This window comes from Kocuria palustris (assembly GCF_007666205.1).
Taxonomy (GTDB): Bacteria; Actinomycetota; Actinomycetes; order Actinomycetales; family Micrococcaceae; genus Kocuria; species Kocuria palustris_A.
Genome location: NZ_VDOR01000004.1, coordinates 97,618 through 116,459, shown reverse-complemented (window position 1 = coordinate 116,459; position 18,842 = coordinate 97,618). Strand labels below are relative to the sequence as shown.

Annotated in this window: 20 protein-coding genes; 11 read left to right on the top strand and 9 right to left on the bottom strand. The window is 71.8% G+C overall.

Going from position 1 to position 18,842, the window contains the following annotated elements; all coding sequences use genetic code 11:
* The first annotated feature begins 178 nt into the window (after positions 1–178).
* The 5 genes from FSY66_RS06370 to FSY66_RS06350 all read left to right on the top strand — a co-directional run bounded on the left by FSY66_RS06370 (position 179) and on the right by FSY66_RS06350 (position 4,998).
* The gene (locus FSY66_RS06370) at positions 179–925 is read left to right on the top strand and encodes a helix-turn-helix transcriptional regulator (protein WP_144792408.1); all 747 of its coding nucleotides are present in this window, start codon (positions 179–181) and stop codon (positions 923–925) included.
* 79 nt (positions 926–1,004) lie between these two features.
* Positions 1,005–2,456, top strand: a complete 1,452-nt coding sequence (gene sufB, locus FSY66_RS06365; protein WP_144792407.1) for a Fe-S cluster assembly protein SufB — start codon at positions 1,005–1,007, stop codon at positions 2,454–2,456.
* Between the two features lie 97 nt (positions 2,457–2,553).
* The gene (sufD, locus tag FSY66_RS06360; protein WP_144792561.1) at positions 2,554–3,783 is read left to right on the top strand and encodes a Fe-S cluster assembly protein SufD; all 1,230 of its coding nucleotides are present in this window, start codon (positions 2,554–2,556) and stop codon (positions 3,781–3,783) included.
* A 75-nt stretch (positions 3,784–3,858) separates the two neighbouring features.
* Positions 3,859–4,620 carry a Fe-S cluster assembly ATPase SufC gene (gene sufC, locus FSY66_RS06355; RefSeq protein WP_144792405.1) on the top strand — a complete coding sequence of 254 codons (762 nt, stop codon included), beginning with the start codon at positions 3,859–3,861 and terminating at the stop codon, positions 4,618–4,620.
* A 27-nt stretch (positions 4,621–4,647) separates the two neighbouring features.
* Entirely contained in the window at positions 4,648–4,998 is a 351-nt protein-coding gene (locus FSY66_RS06350) for a metal-sulfur cluster assembly factor (protein ID WP_144792389.1), read from the top strand.
* 169 nt (positions 4,999–5,167) lie between these two features.
* Here FSY66_RS06350 and FSY66_RS06345 read toward each other — a convergent pair whose 3' ends face one another.
* The 5 genes from FSY66_RS06345 to FSY66_RS06325 form a co-directional block, all read right to left on the bottom strand.
* The gene (locus tag FSY66_RS06345) at positions 5,168–5,512 is read right to left on the bottom strand and encodes a muconolactone Delta-isomerase family protein (RefSeq protein WP_260853531.1); all 345 of its coding nucleotides are present in this window, start codon (positions 5,510–5,512) and stop codon (positions 5,168–5,170) included.
* Positions 5,490–6,206, bottom strand: a complete 717-nt coding sequence (locus tag FSY66_RS06340; protein WP_144792387.1) for an energy-coupling factor transporter transmembrane component T family protein — start codon at positions 6,204–6,206, stop codon at positions 5,490–5,492. Before FSY66_RS06340 ends, FSY66_RS06345 begins: the two co-directional genes overlap by 23 nt.
* Positions 6,203–6,970 carry an energy-coupling factor ABC transporter ATP-binding protein gene (locus tag FSY66_RS06335; RefSeq protein ID WP_260853530.1) on the bottom strand — a complete coding sequence of 256 codons (768 nt, stop codon included), beginning with the start codon at positions 6,968–6,970 and terminating at the stop codon, positions 6,203–6,205. Before FSY66_RS06335 ends, FSY66_RS06340 begins: the two co-directional genes overlap by 4 nt.
* The gene (locus FSY66_RS06330) at positions 6,967–7,686 is read right to left on the bottom strand and encodes a biotin transporter BioY (RefSeq protein ID WP_144792385.1); all 720 of its coding nucleotides are present in this window, start codon (positions 7,684–7,686) and stop codon (positions 6,967–6,969) included. The genes FSY66_RS06335 and FSY66_RS06330 overlap by 4 nt, the downstream gene beginning before the upstream one ends.
* A gap of 129 nt (positions 7,687–7,815) precedes the next feature.
* On the bottom strand, positions 7,816–9,378 hold the full coding sequence (locus FSY66_RS06325) for an AI-2E family transporter (protein WP_260853528.1): 1,563 nt from the start codon (positions 9,376–9,378) through the stop codon (positions 7,816–7,818).
* Between the two features lie 249 nt (positions 9,379–9,627).
* Between FSY66_RS06325 and FSY66_RS06320 the strand changes: the two genes are divergently transcribed.
* On the top strand, positions 9,628–11,226 hold the full coding sequence (locus FSY66_RS06320) for an ABC-F family ATP-binding cassette domain-containing protein (protein WP_144792548.1): 1,599 nt from the start codon (positions 9,628–9,630) through the stop codon (positions 11,224–11,226).
* Between the two features lie 69 nt (positions 11,227–11,295).
* Here FSY66_RS06320 and FSY66_RS06315 read toward each other — a convergent pair whose 3' ends face one another.
* The 3 genes from FSY66_RS06315 to FSY66_RS06305 are packed head-to-tail and all read right to left on the bottom strand — an operon-like array spanning position 11,296 to position 13,185.
* Positions 11,296–12,279: an SURF1 family cytochrome oxidase biogenesis protein gene (locus FSY66_RS06315; protein ID WP_144792383.1), complete on the bottom strand. Its 984-nt coding sequence runs from the start codon at positions 12,277–12,279 to the stop codon at positions 11,296–11,298.
* Positions 12,276–12,584: a hypothetical protein gene (locus tag FSY66_RS06310; RefSeq protein WP_144792380.1), complete on the bottom strand. Its 309-nt coding sequence runs from the start codon at positions 12,582–12,584 to the stop codon at positions 12,276–12,278. Before FSY66_RS06310 ends, FSY66_RS06315 begins: the two co-directional genes overlap by 4 nt.
* A 46-nt stretch (positions 12,585–12,630) precedes the next feature.
* Positions 12,631–13,185 carry a DUF3099 domain-containing protein gene (locus tag FSY66_RS06305; RefSeq protein ID WP_186304465.1) on the bottom strand — a complete coding sequence of 185 codons (555 nt, stop codon included), beginning with the start codon at positions 13,183–13,185 and terminating at the stop codon, positions 12,631–12,633.
* Positions 13,186–13,542: 357 nt separating this feature from the next.
* On the opposite strand from FSY66_RS06305, the gene fabG reads away from it, so the two are divergent.
* Both fabG and FSY66_RS06295 read left to right on the top strand, forming a co-directional pair.
* Positions 13,543–14,277: a beta-ketoacyl-ACP reductase gene (gene fabG / locus FSY66_RS06300; RefSeq protein WP_144792376.1), complete on the top strand. Its 735-nt coding sequence runs from the start codon at positions 13,543–13,545 to the stop codon at positions 14,275–14,277.
* 98 nt (positions 14,278–14,375) lie between these two features.
* Positions 14,376–15,131, top strand: a complete 756-nt coding sequence (locus FSY66_RS06295) for an SDR family oxidoreductase (RefSeq protein ID WP_144792374.1) — start codon at positions 14,376–14,378, stop codon at positions 15,129–15,131.
* A 114-nt stretch (positions 15,132–15,245) separates the two neighbouring features.
* Here the strand turns inward: FSY66_RS06295 and serB are convergent, their stop codons facing one another.
* Positions 15,246–16,181, bottom strand: a complete 936-nt coding sequence (gene serB / locus FSY66_RS06290; protein ID WP_144792372.1) for a phosphoserine phosphatase SerB — start codon at positions 16,179–16,181, stop codon at positions 15,246–15,248.
* Positions 16,182–16,277: 96 nt separating this feature from the next.
* Between serB and FSY66_RS06285 the strand changes: the two genes are divergently transcribed.
* The 3 genes from FSY66_RS06285 to FSY66_RS06275 are packed head-to-tail and all read left to right on the top strand — an operon-like array spanning position 16,278 to position 18,803.
* Complete coding sequence (locus tag FSY66_RS06285; RefSeq protein ID WP_144792370.1) at positions 16,278–17,063, top strand: ABC transporter ATP-binding protein; 786 nt, start codon at positions 16,278–16,280, stop codon at positions 17,061–17,063.
* Between the two features lie 22 nt (positions 17,064–17,085).
* Positions 17,086–17,943, top strand: coding sequence for a sulfite exporter TauE/SafE family protein (locus FSY66_RS06280; protein WP_144792368.1), 858 nt, complete (start codon positions 17,086–17,088; stop codon positions 17,941–17,943).
* A gap of 53 nt (positions 17,944–17,996) precedes the next feature.
* Positions 17,997–18,803, top strand: a complete 807-nt coding sequence (locus FSY66_RS06275) for a TrmH family RNA methyltransferase (RefSeq protein WP_144792546.1) — start codon at positions 17,997–17,999, stop codon at positions 18,801–18,803.
* The last annotated feature ends 39 nt before the right edge of the window (positions 18,804–18,842 follow it).

Below are 18,842 nucleotides of genomic sequence, written 5' to 3'. Positions count from 1 at the left end.
CGCCTCCCGCCGCCGACCCGGCCGCGGCGGCGGGGGCAGGGCTTCTGCCCGCAGCTCTACTGAGGGTCGCCTTCCTAGGCATGCGGAATGGATTTGGACATACTCGAGTTGTGTATTTGCAGGAGCGGTCCTCGACCGTCCGCTCCCGGACCCCGAGATCACGAGAGGCGGGATGGGCATGATCGACACGGAAGCACGCGGCGCGCGCGGCCTCGACGACGCGCCCGAGACCACCACTCGCTCGCGGATCCTGACCACCGTCCTGGAGCAGGGCCCGGTCTCGGCCAGCGAGGTCGCGGCCCGGATGAGCCTGACCCCGGCGGCCGTGCGCCGGCACCTGGACGCCCTGGAGCGCGATCGCTTCATCGAGGTCACCATGGTGCGCCGCCCGGGCGCCGGGGCCGGTCGCCCCGCCCGCCGCTACGTCGTGGCCCCGGAGGGCCACGAGAGGCTGAGCAACGACTACCTCGGCGTGGCCGGCGACGCCCTCCAGGCGCTGCGCGATCTCGGCGGCGACGAGGCGCTGCGCGCCTTCGTCGAGCGCCATCAGCAGCGCATCGAGACCCGGTACCGGCCGGTGGTCGATGCCGCCGGCGACGACGTCGCCGACCGGACGGAGGCCCTCGTGCGGCTGCTCTCGGAGGACGGCTACGCCGCCACCGCCAACATGGTGAGGGTCGGCTCCGCCCGCCGCCGGACGGTCTCCGCGCAGCTGTGCCAGGGGCACTGTCCCCTGCAGGAGATCGCCGAGCAGCACCCCGAGTTCTGCGAGGCCGAGACCCGCATGATCGGCTCCCTGCTCGGGGTCGACATCCGCCGCCTGTCCACGCTGGCCTCCGGGGCGCACGTGTGCAACACGCACGTGCCGCTGGACCGGCAGGACGGCACGCCCGAGAGCGCCTCCGGCGCCGACGGGCCCCACTGATCCACCCGCACCACCCGATCCGACGCGGTCGACCGGCCGAGGGCCCGAGCCGATCGCAGAACCACCAGAGGAGGCCGTCGTGACAGATGTGACACAAGCCAACGACACCGTCATCTCCGACATCCTGGAGAAGAACCCGGAGCTCGAGGGCATCGGCACGTACGAGTACGGCTGGGCCGACAAGGACGTCGCCGGAGCCTCGGCGCGCCGCGGCATCGACGAGGACGTCGTGCGCGACATCTCCGCGCGCAAGGACGAGCCCGAGTGGATGCTCAACATGCGTCTCAAGGCGCTGAAGTTCTTCGAGCGCAAGCCGATGCCGACGTGGGGCGCGGACCTCTCGGGCATCGACTTCGAGAACATCAAGTACTTCGTGCGCGCCTCCGAGCAGCAGGCCGGCTCCTGGGAGGAGCTGCCCGAGGAGATCCGCGACACCTACGAGAAGCTCGGCATCCCCGAGGCCGAGCGCTCCCGCCTGGTGGCCGGCGTGGCCGCCCAGTACGAGTCCGAGGTCGTGTACCACCAGATCCGCGAGGACCTGGAGGAGCAGGGCGTCATCTTCATGGACACCGACACCGCCCTGCGCGAGCACCCCGAGTTCTTCGAGGAGTACTTCGGCACGGTCATCCCCGTGGGCGACAACAAGTTCGGCGCGCTGAACACCGCGGTGTGGTCCGGCGGCTCGTTCGTCTACGTCCCCAAGGGCGTCCACGTGGACATCCCGCTGCAGGCCTACTTCCGCATCAACACGGAGAACATGGGCCAGTTCGAGCGGACGCTGATCATCGCCGACGAGGACTCCTACGTCCACTACATCGAGGGCTGCACCGCGCCGATCTACAAGACGGACTCGCTGCACTCGGCCGTCGTCGAGATCGTCGCCAAGAAGAACGCCCGCGTGCGCTACACGACCATCCAGAACTGGTCGAACAACGTCTACAACCTGGTGACCAAGCGCGCGATCGCCCACGAGGGCGCCACCATGGAGTGGGTCGACGGCAACATCGGCTCCAAGGTCACGCAGAAGTACCCGGCGGTCTACATGACCGGCGAGCACGCCCGCGGCGAGACCCTGTCCATCGCCTTCGCGGGCGAGGGCCAGCACCAGGACACCGGCTCCAAGATGGTGCACGTCGCCCCGCACACCTCGTCGTCGATCGTGTCCAAGTCGGTGGCCCGCAACGGCGGGCGCTCCGCCTACCGCGGCCTGGTCCAGGTCCGCGAGGGCGCCCACCACGCCAAGTCGAACGTGGTGTGCGACGCCCTGCTCGTGGACACCGTGTCGCGCTCGGACACGTACCCCTACGTCGACATCCGCGAGGACGACGTCTCGATGGGCCACGAGGCGACCGTCTCGCGCGTGTCCGAGGAGCAGCTGTTCTACCTCATGCAGCGCGGCCTGCCCGAGGAGGAGGCCATGGCCATGATCGTGCGCGGCTTCGTCGAGCCGATCGCACGCGAGCTGCCCATGGAGTACGCGCTCGAGCTCAACCGCCTGATCGAACTGCAGATGGAGGGTTCCGTTGGCTGATCAGTCCAGCACCGTCGAAGCACCCGGCACGACCGTCCCCGAGGAGGACCTGGTCGACGGCGTCCGCACCGACGAGGCGCGCCTGGCGATCCCCGGCATGACCCAGGAGGGCGAGAAGCTCGCCACCGATCTGGTCGACTCCGAGGAGGAGGCCATGGGGGTCTCCGCCTCCCAGGAGGACGGCTCGGTCAAGGGCCAGAAGATCGCCGGGGTCTCCCGCGCGGATCGGCAGGCGTCCTACGACCTGGCCGACTTCCCGGAGCTCACCGGCCGCGAGGAGGACTTCCGGTTCACCCCGCTCAAGCGCCTCAAGGGCCTGCACAGCGACGCCCTGACGGGCCCCGCCCCGGCCGTGTCGGTCTCCGGCTCGGACCGCGTGCGGGTCGAGACCGTGGGCCGCGACGACGCCCGCGTGGGCTCGGCCGGCATCCCGGAGGACCGGCTGGCGGCCAATGCCTGGGCCCACTTCCAGGAGGCCACCGTCGTGACGGTGCCCCAGGAGGTCGAGCTCGAGGACACCGTGCTGGTGGACATCCAGGGCTCGAGCTCCGACCCGGCCGCCTCGCACATCATCGTCGAGGCGCAGGCGTTCTCGAAGGCCCGCATCGTGCTGCGCCACCGCGGCAGCGCGGTCGTGTCGCAGAACGTCGAGTTCGCGATCGCCGATTCGGCGAACGTCACCGTGGTCTCGCTGCAGGAGTGGGACGACGAGGGCAGCGTGCACGCGTCCGCGCAGCACGTGTCCCTGGGCCGCGACTCGAGCTTCAAGCACGTCGTCGTCTCGCTGGGCGGCGAGACCGTCCGCGTGACCCCGTCCGTGCGCTTCCGCGCTCCGGGCGCTGACGTCGAGATGTTCGGCCTGACGTTCGTGGACGACGGCCAGCACCTCGAGTCCCGCCTGTTCGTAGACCACTCGCAGCCCAGCTGCCGCTCGCGCGTGACCTACAAGTCCGCGCTGCAGGGCGAGGGGGCTCACGGGGTGTGGGTCGGCGACGTGCTGATCCGCCCGGCCGCCGAGGCCACCGACACCTACGAGCTCAACCGCAACCTGATCCTCAACGACGGCCCCCGCATGGACTCGATCCCCAACCTGGAGATCGAGACCGGCGTGATCGCCGGGGCGGGCCACGCCTCGACCACGGGCCAGCTGGATGCGGAGCACCTCTACTACCTGATGTCGCGCGGCATCCCGGAGCGCGAGGCCCGCGCCCTGGTGGTGCGCGGCTTCCTGTTCGAGATCCTGCAGCAGATCGAGGACGAGGGCATCGAGGAGCGCCTGCGCGAGGTCGTGGAGACCGAGCTGGCCAACGTCGAGCAGGGCGCCTGATCCGATCGGCCCCCGCCCTCGGCGGACCCACCTGCCGCACGCGGCACCACACACTTCACCTGTCAGGAGAGACTTTTGAGCACTCTGGAGATCAAGGACCTGCACGCATCGGTCCTGCTCGACGACGAGAACAGCAAGCAGATCCTCAAGGGCGTGAACCTCACCATCGCCTCCGATGAGGTGCACGCGATCATGGGCCCCAACGGCTCCGGCAAGTCCACCCTCGCCTCGACCATCGCCGGGCACCCCAAGTTCCGCGTGGACTCGGGCGACGTCCTGCTGGACGGCGAGTCCGTGCTGGAGATGTCCGTGGACGAGCGCGCCCGCGCCGGGCTCTTCCTGGCCATGCAGTACCCGGTCGAGATCCCGGGCGTGACCACCTCGAACTTCCTCCGCTCGGCCAAGACCGCGGTCGACGGCGAGGCGCCCTCGCTGCGCACGTGGACCAAGGACGTCAAGTCCGCGGCCGAGCAGCTGAAGATGGATCCGCAGATGATCCAGCGCAATGTCAACGAGGGCTTCTCGGGCGGCGAGAAGAAGCGCATGGAGATCATGCAGCTCGAGCTGCTCAAGCCCAAGATGGCCCTGCTCGACGAGACCGACTCCGGCCTGGACATCGACGCGCTCAAGGTCGTCTCCGAGGGCGTGAACCGCGCCAAGGCGGCCAACGGCATGGGCGTCATGCTGATCACCCACTACACGCGCATCCTGCGCTACATCGCCCCGGATCACGTCCACGTCTTCGCCGACGGCCGCGTGGTGGAGGAGGGCGGCCCGGAGCTGGCCGAGCAGCTCGAGGCCGAGGGCTACGACAAGTACGTCACCGCCGCCCGATGATCACCCGATCCTGACGAGGAGCAAGCGATGACCGACACGACCGCCGCCGCGGGCCAGGTGCCCGCAGGCGCACCGACGATCGAAGAGGTCGAGGACGCCCTGAAGAACGTCATCGACCCCGAGCTCGGCGTGAACATCGTCGACCTGGGCCTGCTCTACGGCGCCTCCTACATGGAGGACGGGGCCCTCAAGCTCGACATGACGCTGACCACGGCGGCCTGCCCACTGCAGGACGTCATCGAGGAGCAGGTCGAGCAGAACATCGGCCCGCTCGTCGACGAGTGGCACGTCAACTGGGTGTGGATGCCGCCGTGGGGCATGGAGCGCATCACGGAGGACGGCCGCGATCAGATGCGGGCCCTGGGCTTCAACATCTGAGCCGTCCCTGACAGCGCGTCCCGGCCCGCTCGGAACGGGCGACGGCGCCCCCGCCGCTCTCGGTCGATGACCGGAAGCGGCGGGGGCGCCGTCGTCGTGCTCGCGGGGCATCCGGGAGGCATCGGTGAGCCGAGGGCCCGGAGCGCCTCAGGGAGCCGTCAGCTCGACCTCAGCGGATCGAGTTCGGGTGGCGGCACAGGGCAGTGGTCTCGATGTCCATGTAGGCGTACATCGGGAAGCCCGAGAGGATCTCGTGCAGGCGCTCGTTGGACTCGACCTCGAAGATCGAGATGTTGGCGTACTGGCCGACCACGCGGTAGATGGCCTCGAACTCGCCGGCCTTCTGGAGGCCCTGCGAGTACTCCTTCTCCTGGGCCTGCTTCTCGGCGACCTCCTCGGGCGACATGGACTCGGGGAAGTGGACCTGCATGCGGCAGAGGAACTTCACGACGATCTCCTGATCTCTCGACTGCTGGTGCTCGCGGGCCAGTCTATCGACCGTGCCCGGGGTCACGCCGGGCCCCGGTCCGCCGGATGCGGTCCGGAGGGGAGTCGAGCCCGCGCGCCGCGACCGCCTCCCCCGTGCGCTGGCCGTGCGCCACCGCCGAGATCACCAGGGGAGAGGCCAGCGCCACGGGTCCGAGGCGCACGCCGCGGGCTGCAGCGGCATCGCGCAGGTCGTCGACCACCCCGGTCAGGAACGGGATGGTGCGCAGCATGATCTGGATGGCCAGTCCGATGCGCTGCGGATCCACGCCCACCCGCCGCAGCGGCGACAGCAGCCGCACGAGACCGTCGAGCAGCTCCGGCAGCGGCGTGGTCTCGAGCAGGACGCGCGTGGCCAGCAGGGCGGTCACGACGGTCAGCAGGACCTCCGCGGCCATGGCCGGGTCCCGCCTCAGCAGCAGGTGGTAGGCGCCCAGCAGCGCCAGGATCCAGGCGGCCGGGCGGATGCTGTGCCACCAGCCGCGCGGCCCGATCCGCGCGGCCAGCGCCGCGGCCAGGACCAGCACGAGGCAGCCGGCGGGCACGGCCCAGGCGGCCGCGGGGGCCTGCACGCCCAGCAGTCCGAGCAGCCACGGGAACGGGATCATCAGCAGCGCCGAGACGATCGCGATCCCGGCCGCCTTGAGGGCCAGGGGAGCGCGGTGGACCGGGGTGTCGGCCGGCCGGTGGAAGCCGAAGAGCTCCCGGCGCGAGCGGCTCACCGGGTCAGGTCCCCGTCGGCGGCGCAGCCGCGGCGATAGCGCGCGACGACCTCGGCGGAGGGCCCGTCCGCGACCACCCGCCCGGCGTGGATGAGCAGCGCGCGATCGGCCGTTGCGGCGAGCTCGAGGTCGTGCGTCGAGATGATCTGCTGCTGCGGCAGCCGATCCAGGTGCTGGATCAGCGCATTGCGGTGCCGCAGGTCGAGCAGCGTGGTCGGCTCGTCCAGCGCGAGCACGCGCGGCTGGACGGCGAGCACCGCCGTGAGCGCCGTGATCTGGCGCTCCCCGCCGGACAGGTCGTGGATCGAGTGATGACGGCGGTGGCCGAGTCCGGCGTCCTCGAGCAGCTCCCGGGCCGTCCGCTCCCGCTGAGCCGCGGGATACCCGGCCGCGCGCAGCGACAGCTCGACGTCCTCCTGGGGCGTGGGCATGAGCAGCTGCGCGGCGGGATCGGAGAACAGGAAGCCGACGACCTGGCGGGCCGCGCGCACGTCCTGCACCGCGTCGACGCCGTGGACGCGGGCCGTGCCCGATGCGACCTCGGCGAGGCCGTTGAGCACCCGGAGCAGCGTGGACTTGCCGGAGCCGTTGAGGCCGATGACCGCGATGCGCCGCTCGGTCAGCCGTGCGGTGATCGGCCCCAGCAGCCGCAGCTGTTCCGCGGCGCCGACCGGGCCGGGGACCTCGACGACGACGTCCTGCAGCTCGATCTCGGCCGGGCCGGGCGGTCCCCGTCGATCTCCAGAAGGAGTCCGCGGCGTCACCGGCGGGCGGCGAGCCGGGGGAAGGCCCGGTGGACGGCCGCCGCGATCACGGCGGCGAGCGCGACCTTGATCAGATCGCCGGGCCAGTAGATCAGATCGGCCAGGAAGGCGTCCCGGAGGGGGAGCCCGGCGTTGAGCATCATCCCGGGGATGCCGAGCAGCCGGGTGATGGTGAATCCGCCGAGCACGGCGGCCCCGGCCAGGCCCAGCGCGACCCGGCCGCCCCGTGCGCCGCGGCGCAGCAGGGCGTAGGCGAGCAGACCGCAGCACAGGGCGGCGATCGGGAAGCTGAGGATGTAACCGGCCGAGGGCCCGGCCAGCACGGCGGGCCCGCCGCGGAAGCCGGAGAAGATGGGCAGCCCGACGAGGCCGACGACCACGTAGAGCAGCACGGCCAGGAAGCCGCGCCGGCCGCCGAGCACGAGCCCGGTGAGGTAGACGGCCAGGGTCTGCAGGGTGATCGGCACCGCCACGGGCCCCACCGGGATCGCCGGGAGCACGGCGGCGACCGCGGTGAAGGCGGCGAACACCGCGATCAGCCCGAGGTCCGTGCCGGCCCCGCCGCGGGATCCTCTGGCCCGCCCGCCGGGGGGCGCCGCGGAGCCCCCGGGGGCTGCGCCTGCGGTGTCGGGCCGGGCAGCGGACCGGGACTCGGCGGAGCGGGAAGCGGGGGAGGAGGAGTCGTCCTGGTGGGAGACCTGAGGCGAGGAAGGCATGGAGGCACCTTAGGCCAGCTCTGTGCAGACGCCGCGCCCGTTGGGCGGGAGCCGCTCGGCGCGTCGCGCCTGGCGCACGGATCTCCGGACGGATCCGCATCGAACAGCCGACCGCGGCACCGGATCGTCCTACGCGGAGCCGCTGCGGTCCGTTCCGTCCGGCGCGGGACCGTCCTGGGCCGGATCGGAGGCGATCCACGGTGCCTCGGCGCCCAGGTCGCCGAACTGCGCGGAGCGCGCATCGGCCCGGGGCGTCCCGCCGTCGGGCTGGTGGACGGGCCATTCGGAGACCGGGTCCTCGAGCGGCTCGGCCGGGGGCTCGGCGGCGGGGAGGAGCTGGCCCGTGGCGGCATCCGTGGCCGTCGCGCCGCGGGAGCCGTGGCGGATCGGCTGCAGGCGCATGGCCTGGTAGCGCCAGCGCTCGGCCAGGGTGGCTCGCCGGGCCGCGGAGGTCTCCGGGTCCACCGGGTCCCGGCCGAGCACGGGATCCTCGCCGGACTGGTACCGGTCGCTCCAGATCTGGATCACGGACCAGGCCACCGCGGTCAGCGGGGTCGCCAGGATCGTGCCGACGATGCCGCCCACGAGCCCGCCGACGGTCAGCGCCGTGAGGACGATCAGGGGGTGCAGGCTCAGCGACTTGCCCACGATCAGCGGCTGCAGGAGGTTGCCGTCGACGTTGTTGACCACGATGGTCAGCGCGGCGACGGCCAGCGCCTGGGGCAGGCCCAGGGTCACCAGCGCCACCAGCGCGGCGAACAGCCCGGAGATGAACGGTCCCACGATCGGGATGAAGGCCGACAGGAAGCACAGCACGGCCAGCGGGAGCGCCAGCGGGACGCCGATGACCCACAGACCGAGCCCGATGAGCGTCGCATCGACCGTCGCCACGATCACGATGCCCCGGACGTAGCCGCCGAGGACCTCCGCGGTGCGGTCCCCGGTCTCGGCCATCCGGGCGCGGACCTCGCCGTGGAACCAGCGCAGCAGGAAGTTCCACATCTTGGGGCCGTCCTTCAGGAAGAAGAACAGCATCACGAGCATCAGGATGAGACCGGTCAGCACGCTGCCCGCGGTGCCGAAGCTCGAGAACAGGGTCGAGACGAAGGCCTGCGACGAGAGCATCGAGCCCGCCGAGGACATCAGATCCGTCAGCAGCTGGGAGTCGATCGGGATCGAGGGGTCGGTCAGCATCGACTCGACGTCGCCCATGCCCTGGGCCGCCTGCTGGGAGAGCTCGTCCCACTCGGCCATGACGGTCGCGGTGACCGCCGAGATGATCGCCGACACGACCAGGATCAGCGCCACGAACACGATGGCCGATCCCGCCCAGCGCGGCAGCCCCCGGCGGACGAGGGCATTGACCACAGGGCCGACGGTCGTGGCCAGGATCAGCGCCACGAGCGCGGCGATGACCGCCAGCTGGATCGTGATCATCAGCCAGACGAAGGCCGCCGCCAGGGCCCCGATGATCAGGATCTGCGCCGATCGTCCCGCCGCGCGGCCCATCGCGTCCCGCCACACGCCGCCGGCGGCATCCGCCTCGACCGGGCGGACATCGAGCTCGGGGGCATCCGGGTGCTGGGCCAGGGCCGGCTCCGAGGCCGCGATATGGGAGCCGCGCACGGCCCGCTGCGGGTTCGGAGATGCCTGGGCGCCCTCGGCGCCCGGCCGGCTCTGCTCGCTGTTCATCGCTGATCGCCTTCGCTGGGGGTGTGGGGAGGCCGTCGAACGAGGTCTCCGGACCGGCCGCCCCGATTCTAGAGGTGCGCCGAGCCCGCGGGGCGGCCCGGACGCGGGTGTCGAGGCCGCGGAATGCGCCGTCTCGACGGGGCTCAGGCAGTGGCACAGCTGACAGCGCCTGCCGCCGGTCGCCGCTAGACTGCATCGGTTCCGCCGTCCGTCCGACGGCGGCCGCCCCGTGGAAAGGCCGTGCCTGACGTGATCACCGTGTCGAACCTCGAACTGCGTGCCGGTGCCCGGCTGCTGATGGACGGCGTGGACTTCCGGGTGCAGAAGGGCGACAAGGTCGGCCTCGTGGGACGCAACGGCGCCGGCAAGACCACCATGACCCGGGTGCTCGCCGGGGAGGGGATCCCCGCCGGGGGCACCGTGTCCCGCAGCGGGACCATCGGCTACCTCCCCCAGGACCCCAAGGTCGAGGACATGGAGCAGCTGGCCCGCGATCGGATCTTCTCCGCCCGCGGCCTGGCCGAGGTCATCGCCCGCATGCGCAGGGCCGAGGAGGAGATGGCCTCGGAGGACGAGGCCGTGCGGGACAGGGCCATGAAGCGCTACCCGCGGCTCGAGTCGGAGTTCCAGGCCGGCGGCGGCTACGCGGCGGAGTCCGAGGCCGCGACCATCACCGCGAACCTGGACCTGCCGGACCGCGTGCTCGCCCAGCCGCTGCGCACGCTCTCGGGCGGCCAGCGCCGGCGCGTGGAGCTGGCCCGCATCCTCTTCGCGGACGCCGACACGATGCTGCTCGACGAGCCCACCAACCACCTCGACGCCGACTCCGTGGCGTGGCTGCGGGAGTTCCTGCGCAGCTACTCCGGCGGCGTGCTGGTGATCTCCCACGACGTGGAGCTCATGGAGATGGTCGTCAACAAGGTCCTCTACCTCGATGCCAACCGGGCCGTCGTCGACGTCTACAACATGGACTGGAAGCGCTACAAGCAGCAGCGCGAGCAGGACGAGCACCGCCGCAAGCGCGAGTACGCCAACGCGGAGAAGAAGGCCGCGGCGCTGATGGCCCAGGGCGAGAAGATGCGCGCCAAGGCCACCAAGGCGGTCGCCGCGCAGCAGATGATCAAGCGCGCCGAGCGGCTCATGGCCGGCGTCGAGGGCGAGCGCGTCCAGGACAAGGTCGCCGCGATCCGCTTCCCGGCCCCGGCCCCGTGCGGCAAGACCCCGCTGCGGGCCTCCGGCCTGTCCAAGTCCTACGGCTCCCTCGAGATCTTCAACGACGTCGACCTGGCCATCGACCGCGGCTCGCGCGTGGTCATCCTGGGCCTGAACGGCGCGGGCAAGACGACGCTGCTGCGCATGCTCGCGGGGGAGGCCGAGCCCGATTTCGGGCAGGTCGAGCCGGGCCACGGCCTCAAGCTCGGCTACTTCGCCCAGGAGCACGACACCCTGGACCAGGACCGCACGGTCCTGCAGAACATGAAGTCCGCGGCCCCCGATCTCACCGACACCCAGGCGCGCACGGTCCTGGGCTCGTTCCTGTTCCAGGGCGACGACGTCGACAAGCCCGCCGGCGTGCTCTCCGGCGGCGAGAAGACGCGTCTGGCCCTGGCCACGCTCGTGGCGTCCTCGGCCAACGTGCTGCTGCTCGACGAGCCCACGAACAACCTCGACCCCGCTTCGCGCGAGGAGATCCTCGCCGCGCTGCGCCGCTACGAGGGCGCCGTGGTGCTGGTCTCGCACGACGAGGGCGCCGTCGAGGCGCTGAACCCGGAGCGCGTCGTGATGCTGCCCGACGGCATCGAGGATCACTGGTCGCAGGAGTACCAGGACCTCATCACGCTGGCCTGAGCTTCCAGCCGTCGCTCGCCCGGCCTGCGGGCGGGCGCCCCGAGCAGGGCGCCCCGATGCCCTCGGGGCTCAGCGCCGCGGCGCCTCCAGGGCAGCGTCCTCCTCCGCGGCGTCCTGCGAGCCGAAGCGGCGGCCGCGGCGCTTGGGCCGGGTGAGATCGCGCAGGTGGGCGGGCATGTCGTCGACCATCTCGAGCTGGCGGATCAGGTCCTCCTCGGTCCGCCCGTCGCCCACGCCGACGAAGGTGCCGTCGGCGTCGTAGTACTGCGCGAGCTCCGCCTCGATCCGTGCGGCGTACTCGCGGTCCCAGGCGTCGTTGCGCACCTTCTGCCGGGCCGAGTAGGCGTAGGCCACGAACACGAGCACCGCGAAGGCCGTCCACTGCATGGAGTAGGACAGCTGAGGGCCGTGGTCCAGATCCGGCTGCATGAAGGGCGCGGGCGCGTCCTGGGCCGGGGGCTGCTCGGCGTGCATCTGCCCGTAGGCGCCGTCGACCAGGTCCTGGCCCGAGGCCTCCTCGACATCGGGGAGGTGGATCGAGGCCACCTGCCCCTCCGGGGCGCTGCGATCGGCGGTGCCCTCCCCGGGCTGCACGCGGGCGGTGACCGTCACGTCGCCGGCCGGGGGAGCGGGGACCTCCGAGGCGCTGCCGTCCCCGGCGTCGGAGGTGGGGATCCAGCCGCGGCTGATGAGGATCGTGGGGCCCTGATCGGTGCGCAGGGGCACGAGCACCTCGTAGCCGATCTGCCCGCTCGAGGTCCGGTTGCGCGCCAGCACGGTGCCGTCCTCGACGTACTCGCCCGTGAGCTCGGCGGGGTGCCACTGCTGCGACCCGTCGAAGTCCGTGAAGGCCTGCACGGCCTCCTGGCCGGTGTACGGGTCGGCGTCGTGGTTCTCGACGATCAGCTGATTGCCGTGCTCGATCTGCTCGGCGCGGCCGAACTGCCAGTTGCCCAGGTAGAGGCACAGCAGCGCGCCCACGCAGCACAGCGCGAACCAGCCGATCCAGCGGCCGGTGAGCAGGAAGGAGTAGGTCTGCAGGAATCGCCTCATCGGGCGTCGTCGTCCTTCTCGACGGCCTCGTCCGCGGCCTCGGCCAGGGGGGTGATGTCCCGGAGGAACCCGCGAGCGCGCAGGAACTGCGCCAGGTGCTCGCGGTGCTCGGAGCAGGCCGCCCACACCTTGCGCCGCTGCGGGGTGTGGAGGCGGGGGTTGTTCCACTGCAGCGCCCACACGGCGGCCTCCCGGCAGCCGCGGCGCGAGCACTGTGGCGCGGTGCCGTCCTGATCCGCCGCCGCAGCGGCCTCGCGGGGCTCCCGGGGGTCGTCGGAGAGCGAGCCGAGCAGATCGAAGGACATAGGGCAGAGGGCTCCTGGTCGTGGTGCAGCGGGGGCGGCGCGGTCGTCAGCCGCCGCGGGGGTCGTCCCCATTGTCCCGCATCCCGTCGGCCGCCGCGCCCGTCGCTCCGCCGGCGGCGGAGCCGGGGCCGAGCGGGCGGCCGGACTCGTCGACGTACTCGCCCTCGAAGTCCTGGTCCGCGGCGACGGGAGCGGCGCTCAGCGCCGCAGGCGGCTCGGCGGTCTCGGGCCCCAGGTAGGACGACGCGCGCTCCGAGCGGTCCGCGCCGACATTGGCCAGCAGCACGGCCGACCACGGGAGCAGGACGATCCCCGCCCCGCAGACGATGCGCAGGATCCAATGGTCCACGAGCACGAAGGCCACCAGGCAGATCACGCGCAGCAGCATCTGGATCCCGTAGACGACCATGCGCCGGCCCATGTCCGCCGAATGCGCCTCGGGAGTCGAGGTGATGGAGTACGAGGGACCGCCCTTGCTCCCGCGGCCCCTGCGGGACGCCTGGCCGCGGGAGACCTCGACGGCGCGCTGGCGCGGGCGGGCGCCCTCGGCCGAGACCCGGACGGCGGGCAGGTCCGAGGCGTTGAGGTACCGGGGTGCCATGCTCGCCTCCTTCCGCTGTCCGCGACGCGCCGCCGCGCGCCCTGCATTGCCCGCACCGCCGGCGGCCGTGGCCCGTCCTGGTCGGCGAGCGCCGCAGCATCCCTCCATTGTGCACCCGCTGCGGGGTGTCGGGCAGGAGACGCCGCGGCCTCGCGGATCGGCACAACGCTCGCCCTCGATTCTGTCAGGGGCTCCACCACGGAGCGGTCCGCGGGGGCCGGTAGGGTGACGGCAGACTCCGCGGTCGCATCCGGGCCGCACCCCGTCCGACGGCGGCCCGCTCAGCGCCCGCCGCCGGACACGGACCCGGCGTCGAGCACGGCGCCGCTCCCCGCATCGAAAGGCAGCCACACCCCCATGACAGCTCAGACGCAGGATCCGCAGTCCCCGCGCGTGGTCCTGGTGACCGGCGGCAACCGCGGCATCGGACGCAGCATCGCCCAGGCCTTCCGCGACCAGGGGGACCAGGTCGTCGTGACCTACCGCTCCGGGGATGCGCCTGCCGGCGTCGACGCCGTGCGCTGCGACGTCTCGGACGCCGAGTCCGTGGACGCCGCGTTCACCGAGGTCGAGAAGACGTGGGGCCCCGTCGACGTCGTCGTGGCCAATGCTGGCATCACGCAGGACACCCTCCTGATGCGCATGAGCGAGGACGACTTCGCCGACGTCGTGAACACCAACCTGACCGGCGCCTTCCGGGTCTCCAAGCGGGCCGTGCGCGGGTTCCTCCGGAAGAAGGCCGGGCGCATCGTCTTCATCTCGTCGATCGTCGGATACACCGGTGCTCCCGGGCAGGTCAACTACGCCGCCTCCAAGGCCGGCCTGCAGGGCGTCGCGCGCTCCATCACCCGCGAGCTCGGCAGCCGCAGCATCACCGCCAACGTCGTGGCGCCCGGCTACATCAGCACCGACATGACCGCCGAGCTGCCCGAGGACGTCTCCGCCTCCTATGCCGAGCGCATCCCGGCCGGGCGCTTCGGCGAGCCCGAGGAGGTCGCCGAGGTCGTGCGCTGGCTGGCCACCGCTCCCGGGGCCGCCTACATCAACGGGGCGGTCATCCCGGTCGACGGCGGCTTCGGCATGGGGCTGTGAGCCTCCGGCTCGCTCCCTGACCGCAGGCGGCGCGACGCCCCGGGCGCGGCGCCGCCTGCCATCCAGCACCACCAGCAGCGAACGCACAGGAGATCAGCATGGACTCAGTGGCAGACAAGACCGTCGTCATCACCGGCTCCTCGCGCGGCGTCGGAGCCGACACCGCAAGGATCCTCGCAGGCGAGGGCGCGAACGTCGTCGTCAACTACCGGCAGAAGGCCCCGCGGGCGAACAAGGTCGTGCAGCAGATCGAGGAGGCCGGCGGGCACGCCGTGGCGGTGGGCGCCGACCTCACCGACGACGACGGCATCCGCCCCCTGCTCGAGGCCGCTCAGGAGAGCTTCGGCTCGGTCGACGTCGTGATCCTCAACGCCTCCGGCGGCATGGAGTCGGACCTCGGCGAGGACTACGCGATGAAGCTCAACCGCGACGCGCAGGTCCGCGCCCTGGAGGCCGCCGCCGAGGTGCTGCCCGAGGGCGGCCGGGTGGTGTTCGTGACGAGCCACCAGGCGCACTTCATCCGCGAGGTCGAGACCATGCCCGAGTACGAGCAGGTCGCGCTGTCCAAGCGCGCCGGCGAGGACGCGCTGACCGAGCGCATCCCCATGCTCACCGAGAAGGGCATCGGCTTCGTGGTCGTCTCGGCCGACATGATCGAGGGCACCGTCACCGCGACGCTGCTCAACCGCGCCCGCCCGGGTGCCCTCGACCAGCGGCGCGAGGCGGCCGGCAGGCTGTACTCGGTCCAGGAGTTCGCCGCCGAGATCGCTCGCATGGTCACCGCCGACGTCCCGACCGGCCACGTCGAGCTCGTCGGCGGCGCCGAGGACTTCCTGGCGCAGAGCGGCAGCTGATCCCTCCGCCGGCCGGACCGCGGCCGGCAGGGACGACGACGGCGGCGCCGGAGCTCACAGGCCCCGGCGCCGCCGTCGTGTCTGCACCCACCTGCACCCCGGTGCAGGCGCGGATCAGAGATCGGCGAAGAAGCGCACCGCGTCCAGGTTCGGGATGTTGACCTGGGCATCGGCCGCTCGGCGCAGCACGGGCTTGGCGTTGAACGCGATGCCGACGGCCGCGGCCTCGAGCAGCTGGATGTCGTTGGCGCCGTCGCCCACGGCGATCGTCTGCTCGGGGGAGACGCCGTCGTCCTTCGCCCAGGAGCGCAGCATCGAGGCCTTGACCGACGCGTCCACGATCGGGCCGACGACGCGGCCGGTGAGCCGCCCGTCGACGACCTCCAGCTCGTTGGCCAGGTAGTGGTCGATCTCGTGCTTGGCCATCAGGGGCTCGATCACCTGGCGGAAGCCGCCGGAGACGACGCCCACCGTGTACTCCGCGCGGTGGAAGGTGTCGACCAGGACGCCGGCGCCCACCGTGGGGCGCAGCTCCTGGGCGACCTCTCCGAGCACGGTGTCGGGCAGCCCCTCGAGCAGGGCGGCCCGCTCGCGCAGGGAGGAGGCGAAGTCGATCTCCCCGGACATGGCGCGATCGGTGAGCTGCGCGACCTGGTCCTGGACCCCGGCCCTGGCGGCCAGCAGGTCGATGGCCTCCTGCTGGAGGAAGGTCGAGTCCGCGTCCATGACGAGGAGCTTGCGCTGGTCCGGATCCATGATCGCCGCCGGCACGACGCTCACGTCGAGGTCGTCCCACGGGGTGGACAGGGGATCGGGGCGCGCGATCTCGCGGGCCCGCTCGAGCGACAGTCCGGTGAACTGGGCGTAGGCGGCGTTGTAGCCGTTGAGCTCGGCATCGGAGGAGCCGCCGCCCGAGGCGTTCGGGGTCACGCGGACGCGGCCGTGGGACTCGATGGTCGCCCCGGCCTCTTCGATCGACTCCATGATCTGCTGGACGGTCTCCGGGTGAGGGGTCCGGGCCAGGGCGATCAGGGCGAGTTGCTCGGTCATGGCCGCGAGTCTAGCCCCCGACGGCTCGGGATCGGTCATCGGCCGGGCCCGCCCGTCGCCGGAGCCCGCCCCCGCGCGGGGGTTAGAGTGGCCTCCATGAGCGCAGCCCTGTCGATGACCGATGTCGATCTCGTCCGCAGCGGGAAGAACCTGCTGGAGCAGGTCAGCTGGACCGTGCAGGACAGCGAGCGCTGGGTGGTCCTGGGCCCCAACGGGGCCGGCAAGTCCACCCTGCTCTCCCTGGCCTCCGCGCGGCAGCACCCCACCCGCGGGACGGTCGAGATCCTCGACGAGACCCTGGGCCGCGTCGACGTGTTCGAGCTGCGCCCGCGCATCGGTCTGACCTCCTCGCACCTCGCGGAGCAGATCCCCGGCGGGGAGCCCGTGGCCGACGTCGTGCTGACCGCCGCCTACGGCGTGTCCGGACGCTGGCGCGAGCGCTACGACGAGGCCGACACCGACCGCGCCGCCCAGCTGCTGGCCGACTGGAACCTGCAGGGCCTGGCCGATCGGAAGTTCGGCTCGCTGTCCTCCGGGGAGAAGAAGCGCGTGCTGATCGCGCGCGCCCTGATGACGGACCCCGAGATGCTGCTGCTCGACGAGCCCGCCTCCGGCCTCGATGTCGCCGGGCGCGAGGACCTGGTCACGCGCCTGGACGAGCTGGCCGCCTCCGAGCTGGCGCCCGCCGTGGTGATGGTGACGCATCACCTCGAGGAGGTGCCCCCGAACTTCACCCACGCCCTGCTGCTCAGCGAGGGCCGCGTGGTCGCCGCCGGCCCCGTGGGCGAGGTCATGACGCAGTCCAACCTCTCGGAGACCTTCGGCATGCCGCTGAAGCTCGTGCGCGTGGGCGATCGCTTCGCCGCATTCCGCCGCGACTGACCCGGTCCCGGCAGTGGAGTGGATGGCCGGGCTGCTCGAGTCCTTCGAGTTCACCTGGTGGCAGGCGGGGCTGATCCTCGTGGCCGGCCTGTGGGCCGGTCTGATCAACACGATCGTGGGCTCCGGCACGCTGGTGACGTTCCCCGTGCTGGTCACGATGGGCGTGCCGCCCGTGACGGCGACGATGTCGAACGCCATGGGCCTGATCGCGGGCAATCTCACCGGGGCCTGGAACTACCGCGCCGAGCTGCGCGGGCTGCGCGGGACGCTGCTGCGGCTGCTGCCGTGCTCCGTGGCGGGCGGCGCGATCGGCGCGGGCCTGCTCATGGTCCTGCCCGAGGAGGTCTTCTCCTACGTGGCGCCGGTGCTGATCGTCGTCGCCCTGTTCTTCGTGGTCTTCCAGCCGAAGCTGCAGGGCATCGTGCGCGCCCGCAAGGAGGCCCAGGCGCAGGGGCTCGCCGAGGCCGCCCGGGCTCGCGGCGAGCAGCCGGCGCCCCTGGACCCCGACGCCCTGCCGCAGCCGTCGATCCTCTACGTGCTGGTGTTCGTCGCGGGCATCTACGGCGGCTACTTCGTGGCGGCGCAGGGCGTGCTGCTGCTGGGGATCCTGGGCGTGTTCCTGCTGGCGTCGATGCAGTCGGCCAATGCCGTGAAGATCTTCCTGGTGGCCGCGGTGAACATCGTGGCCGCCGTGTCCTACATCCTCTTCTCCTTCGAGCGCATCGACTGGTGGGTCGTGGTGCTGATCGCGGTCTCGTCGTCGGTCGGCTCGTGGCTCGGCGCCAAGGTGGGTCGCAGGCTCTCGCCGGTGGCCCTGCGCACGGTGATCGTCATCCTGGGGCTGGCCGCCCTGGCCAACATGGTGAGGCAGCTGCTGTGAGCAACCACTGCGCCCCTTCCGTCCACGAGCTCGCCGAGCGCTTCCCGCAGGTCGTGCCGCTGACCGATGCCGACGACCCCCGGGTGGCCGACTACACGTCGCTGACCGACGTGTCCCTGCGGCGCAAGCTCGAGCCCGAGCGCGGGATGTACCTGGCGGAGTCCTCCAAGGTGCTGCGCCGTGCCCTGGCCGCGGGGCATCGGCCGCGGTCGTTCTTCATGTCCCGCAAGTGGGTGCTCGACCTGGCCGATGTGCTCGACGAGAACCCCGACGTCCCCCTCTACGTGGGGGAGGACGAGGTGCTCGAGGGCGTCACCGGCTTCCACCTGCACCGCGGGGCGCTGGCGGCCATGCAGCGTCCGGAGCCGCTGCCGCTGGCCGCTGTCCTGGCCTCGTCCCGACGGGTGGCGATCATCGAGGACGTGGTCGATCACACCAATCTGGGCGCGATCTTCCGCTCGGCCGCGGCCCTGCAGGTCGATGCCGTGCTGGTGACCCCTCGCTGCGCCGATCCGCTGTACCGCCGCGCCATCCGGGTGTCGATGGGCACCGTGTTCCAGGTGCCGTGGGTGCGCCTGGAGCACTGGACGGCGGATCTGCAGCAGGTCAAGGACGCCGGCTTCCTCACCGCCGCCATGGCGCTGGAGGACGACTCCCTGGCCCTCGACGATCTCGGCACCCGCGTGCGGGAGTCAGGGGAGAAGCTCGCCCTGCTGCTGGGCACCGAGGGCCACGGGCTCACTGCACCTGCCATCCACCACGCCGATCTCACGGTGCGGATCCCCATGTCCCACGGGGTGGACTCGCTGAACGTGGCCGCGGCTTCGGCGGTGGCGTTCTGGGAGACGCGGCCGACGTGATGCGGGTGTGAGGCTGAGCCGGGCTCGCAGATAAGATGG

What these genes read in the sequence shown, in the direction of transcription:
- FSY66_RS06370 (WP_144792408.1), top strand. Translation starts at nt 179, where the DNA reads ATGATCGACACGGAAGCACGCGGCGCGCGCGGCCTCGACGACGCGCCC.
- sufD (WP_144792561.1), top strand. Translation starts at nt 2,554, where the DNA reads ATGACCCAGGAGGGCGAGAAGCTCGCCACCGATCTGGTCGACTCCGAG.
- FSY66_RS06350 (WP_144792389.1), top strand. Translation starts at nt 4,648, where the DNA reads ATGACCGACACGACCGCCGCCGCGGGCCAGGTGCCCGCAGGCGCACCG.
- FSY66_RS06330 (WP_144792385.1), bottom strand. Translation starts at nt 7,686, where the DNA reads ATGCCTTCCTCGCCTCAGGTCTCCCACCAGGACGACTCCTCCTCCCCC.
- FSY66_RS06325 (WP_260853528.1), bottom strand. Translation starts at nt 9,378, where the DNA reads ATGAACAGCGAGCAGAGCCGGCCGGGCGCCGAGGGCGCCCAGGCATCT.
- FSY66_RS06315 (WP_144792383.1), bottom strand. Translation starts at nt 12,279, where the DNA reads ATGAGGCGATTCCTGCAGACCTACTCCTTCCTGCTCACCGGCCGCTGG.
- FSY66_RS06310 (WP_144792380.1), bottom strand. Translation starts at nt 12,584, where the DNA reads ATGTCCTTCGATCTGCTCGGCTCGCTCTCCGACGACCCCCGGGAGCCC.
- FSY66_RS06305 (WP_186304465.1), bottom strand. Translation starts at nt 13,185, where the DNA reads ATGGCACCCCGGTACCTCAACGCCTCGGACCTGCCCGCCGTCCGGGTC.
- fabG (WP_144792376.1), top strand. Translation starts at nt 13,543, where the DNA reads ATGACAGCTCAGACGCAGGATCCGCAGTCCCCGCGCGTGGTCCTGGTG.
- FSY66_RS06295 (WP_144792374.1), top strand. Translation starts at nt 14,376, where the DNA reads ATGGACTCAGTGGCAGACAAGACCGTCGTCATCACCGGCTCCTCGCGC.
- serB (WP_144792372.1), bottom strand. Translation starts at nt 16,181, where the DNA reads ATGACCGAGCAACTCGCCCTGATCGCCCTGGCCCGGACCCCTCACCCG.
- FSY66_RS06285 (WP_144792370.1), top strand. Translation starts at nt 16,278, where the DNA reads ATGAGCGCAGCCCTGTCGATGACCGATGTCGATCTCGTCCGCAGCGGG.
- FSY66_RS06280 (WP_144792368.1), top strand. Translation starts at nt 17,086, where the DNA reads ATGGCCGGGCTGCTCGAGTCCTTCGAGTTCACCTGGTGGCAGGCGGGG.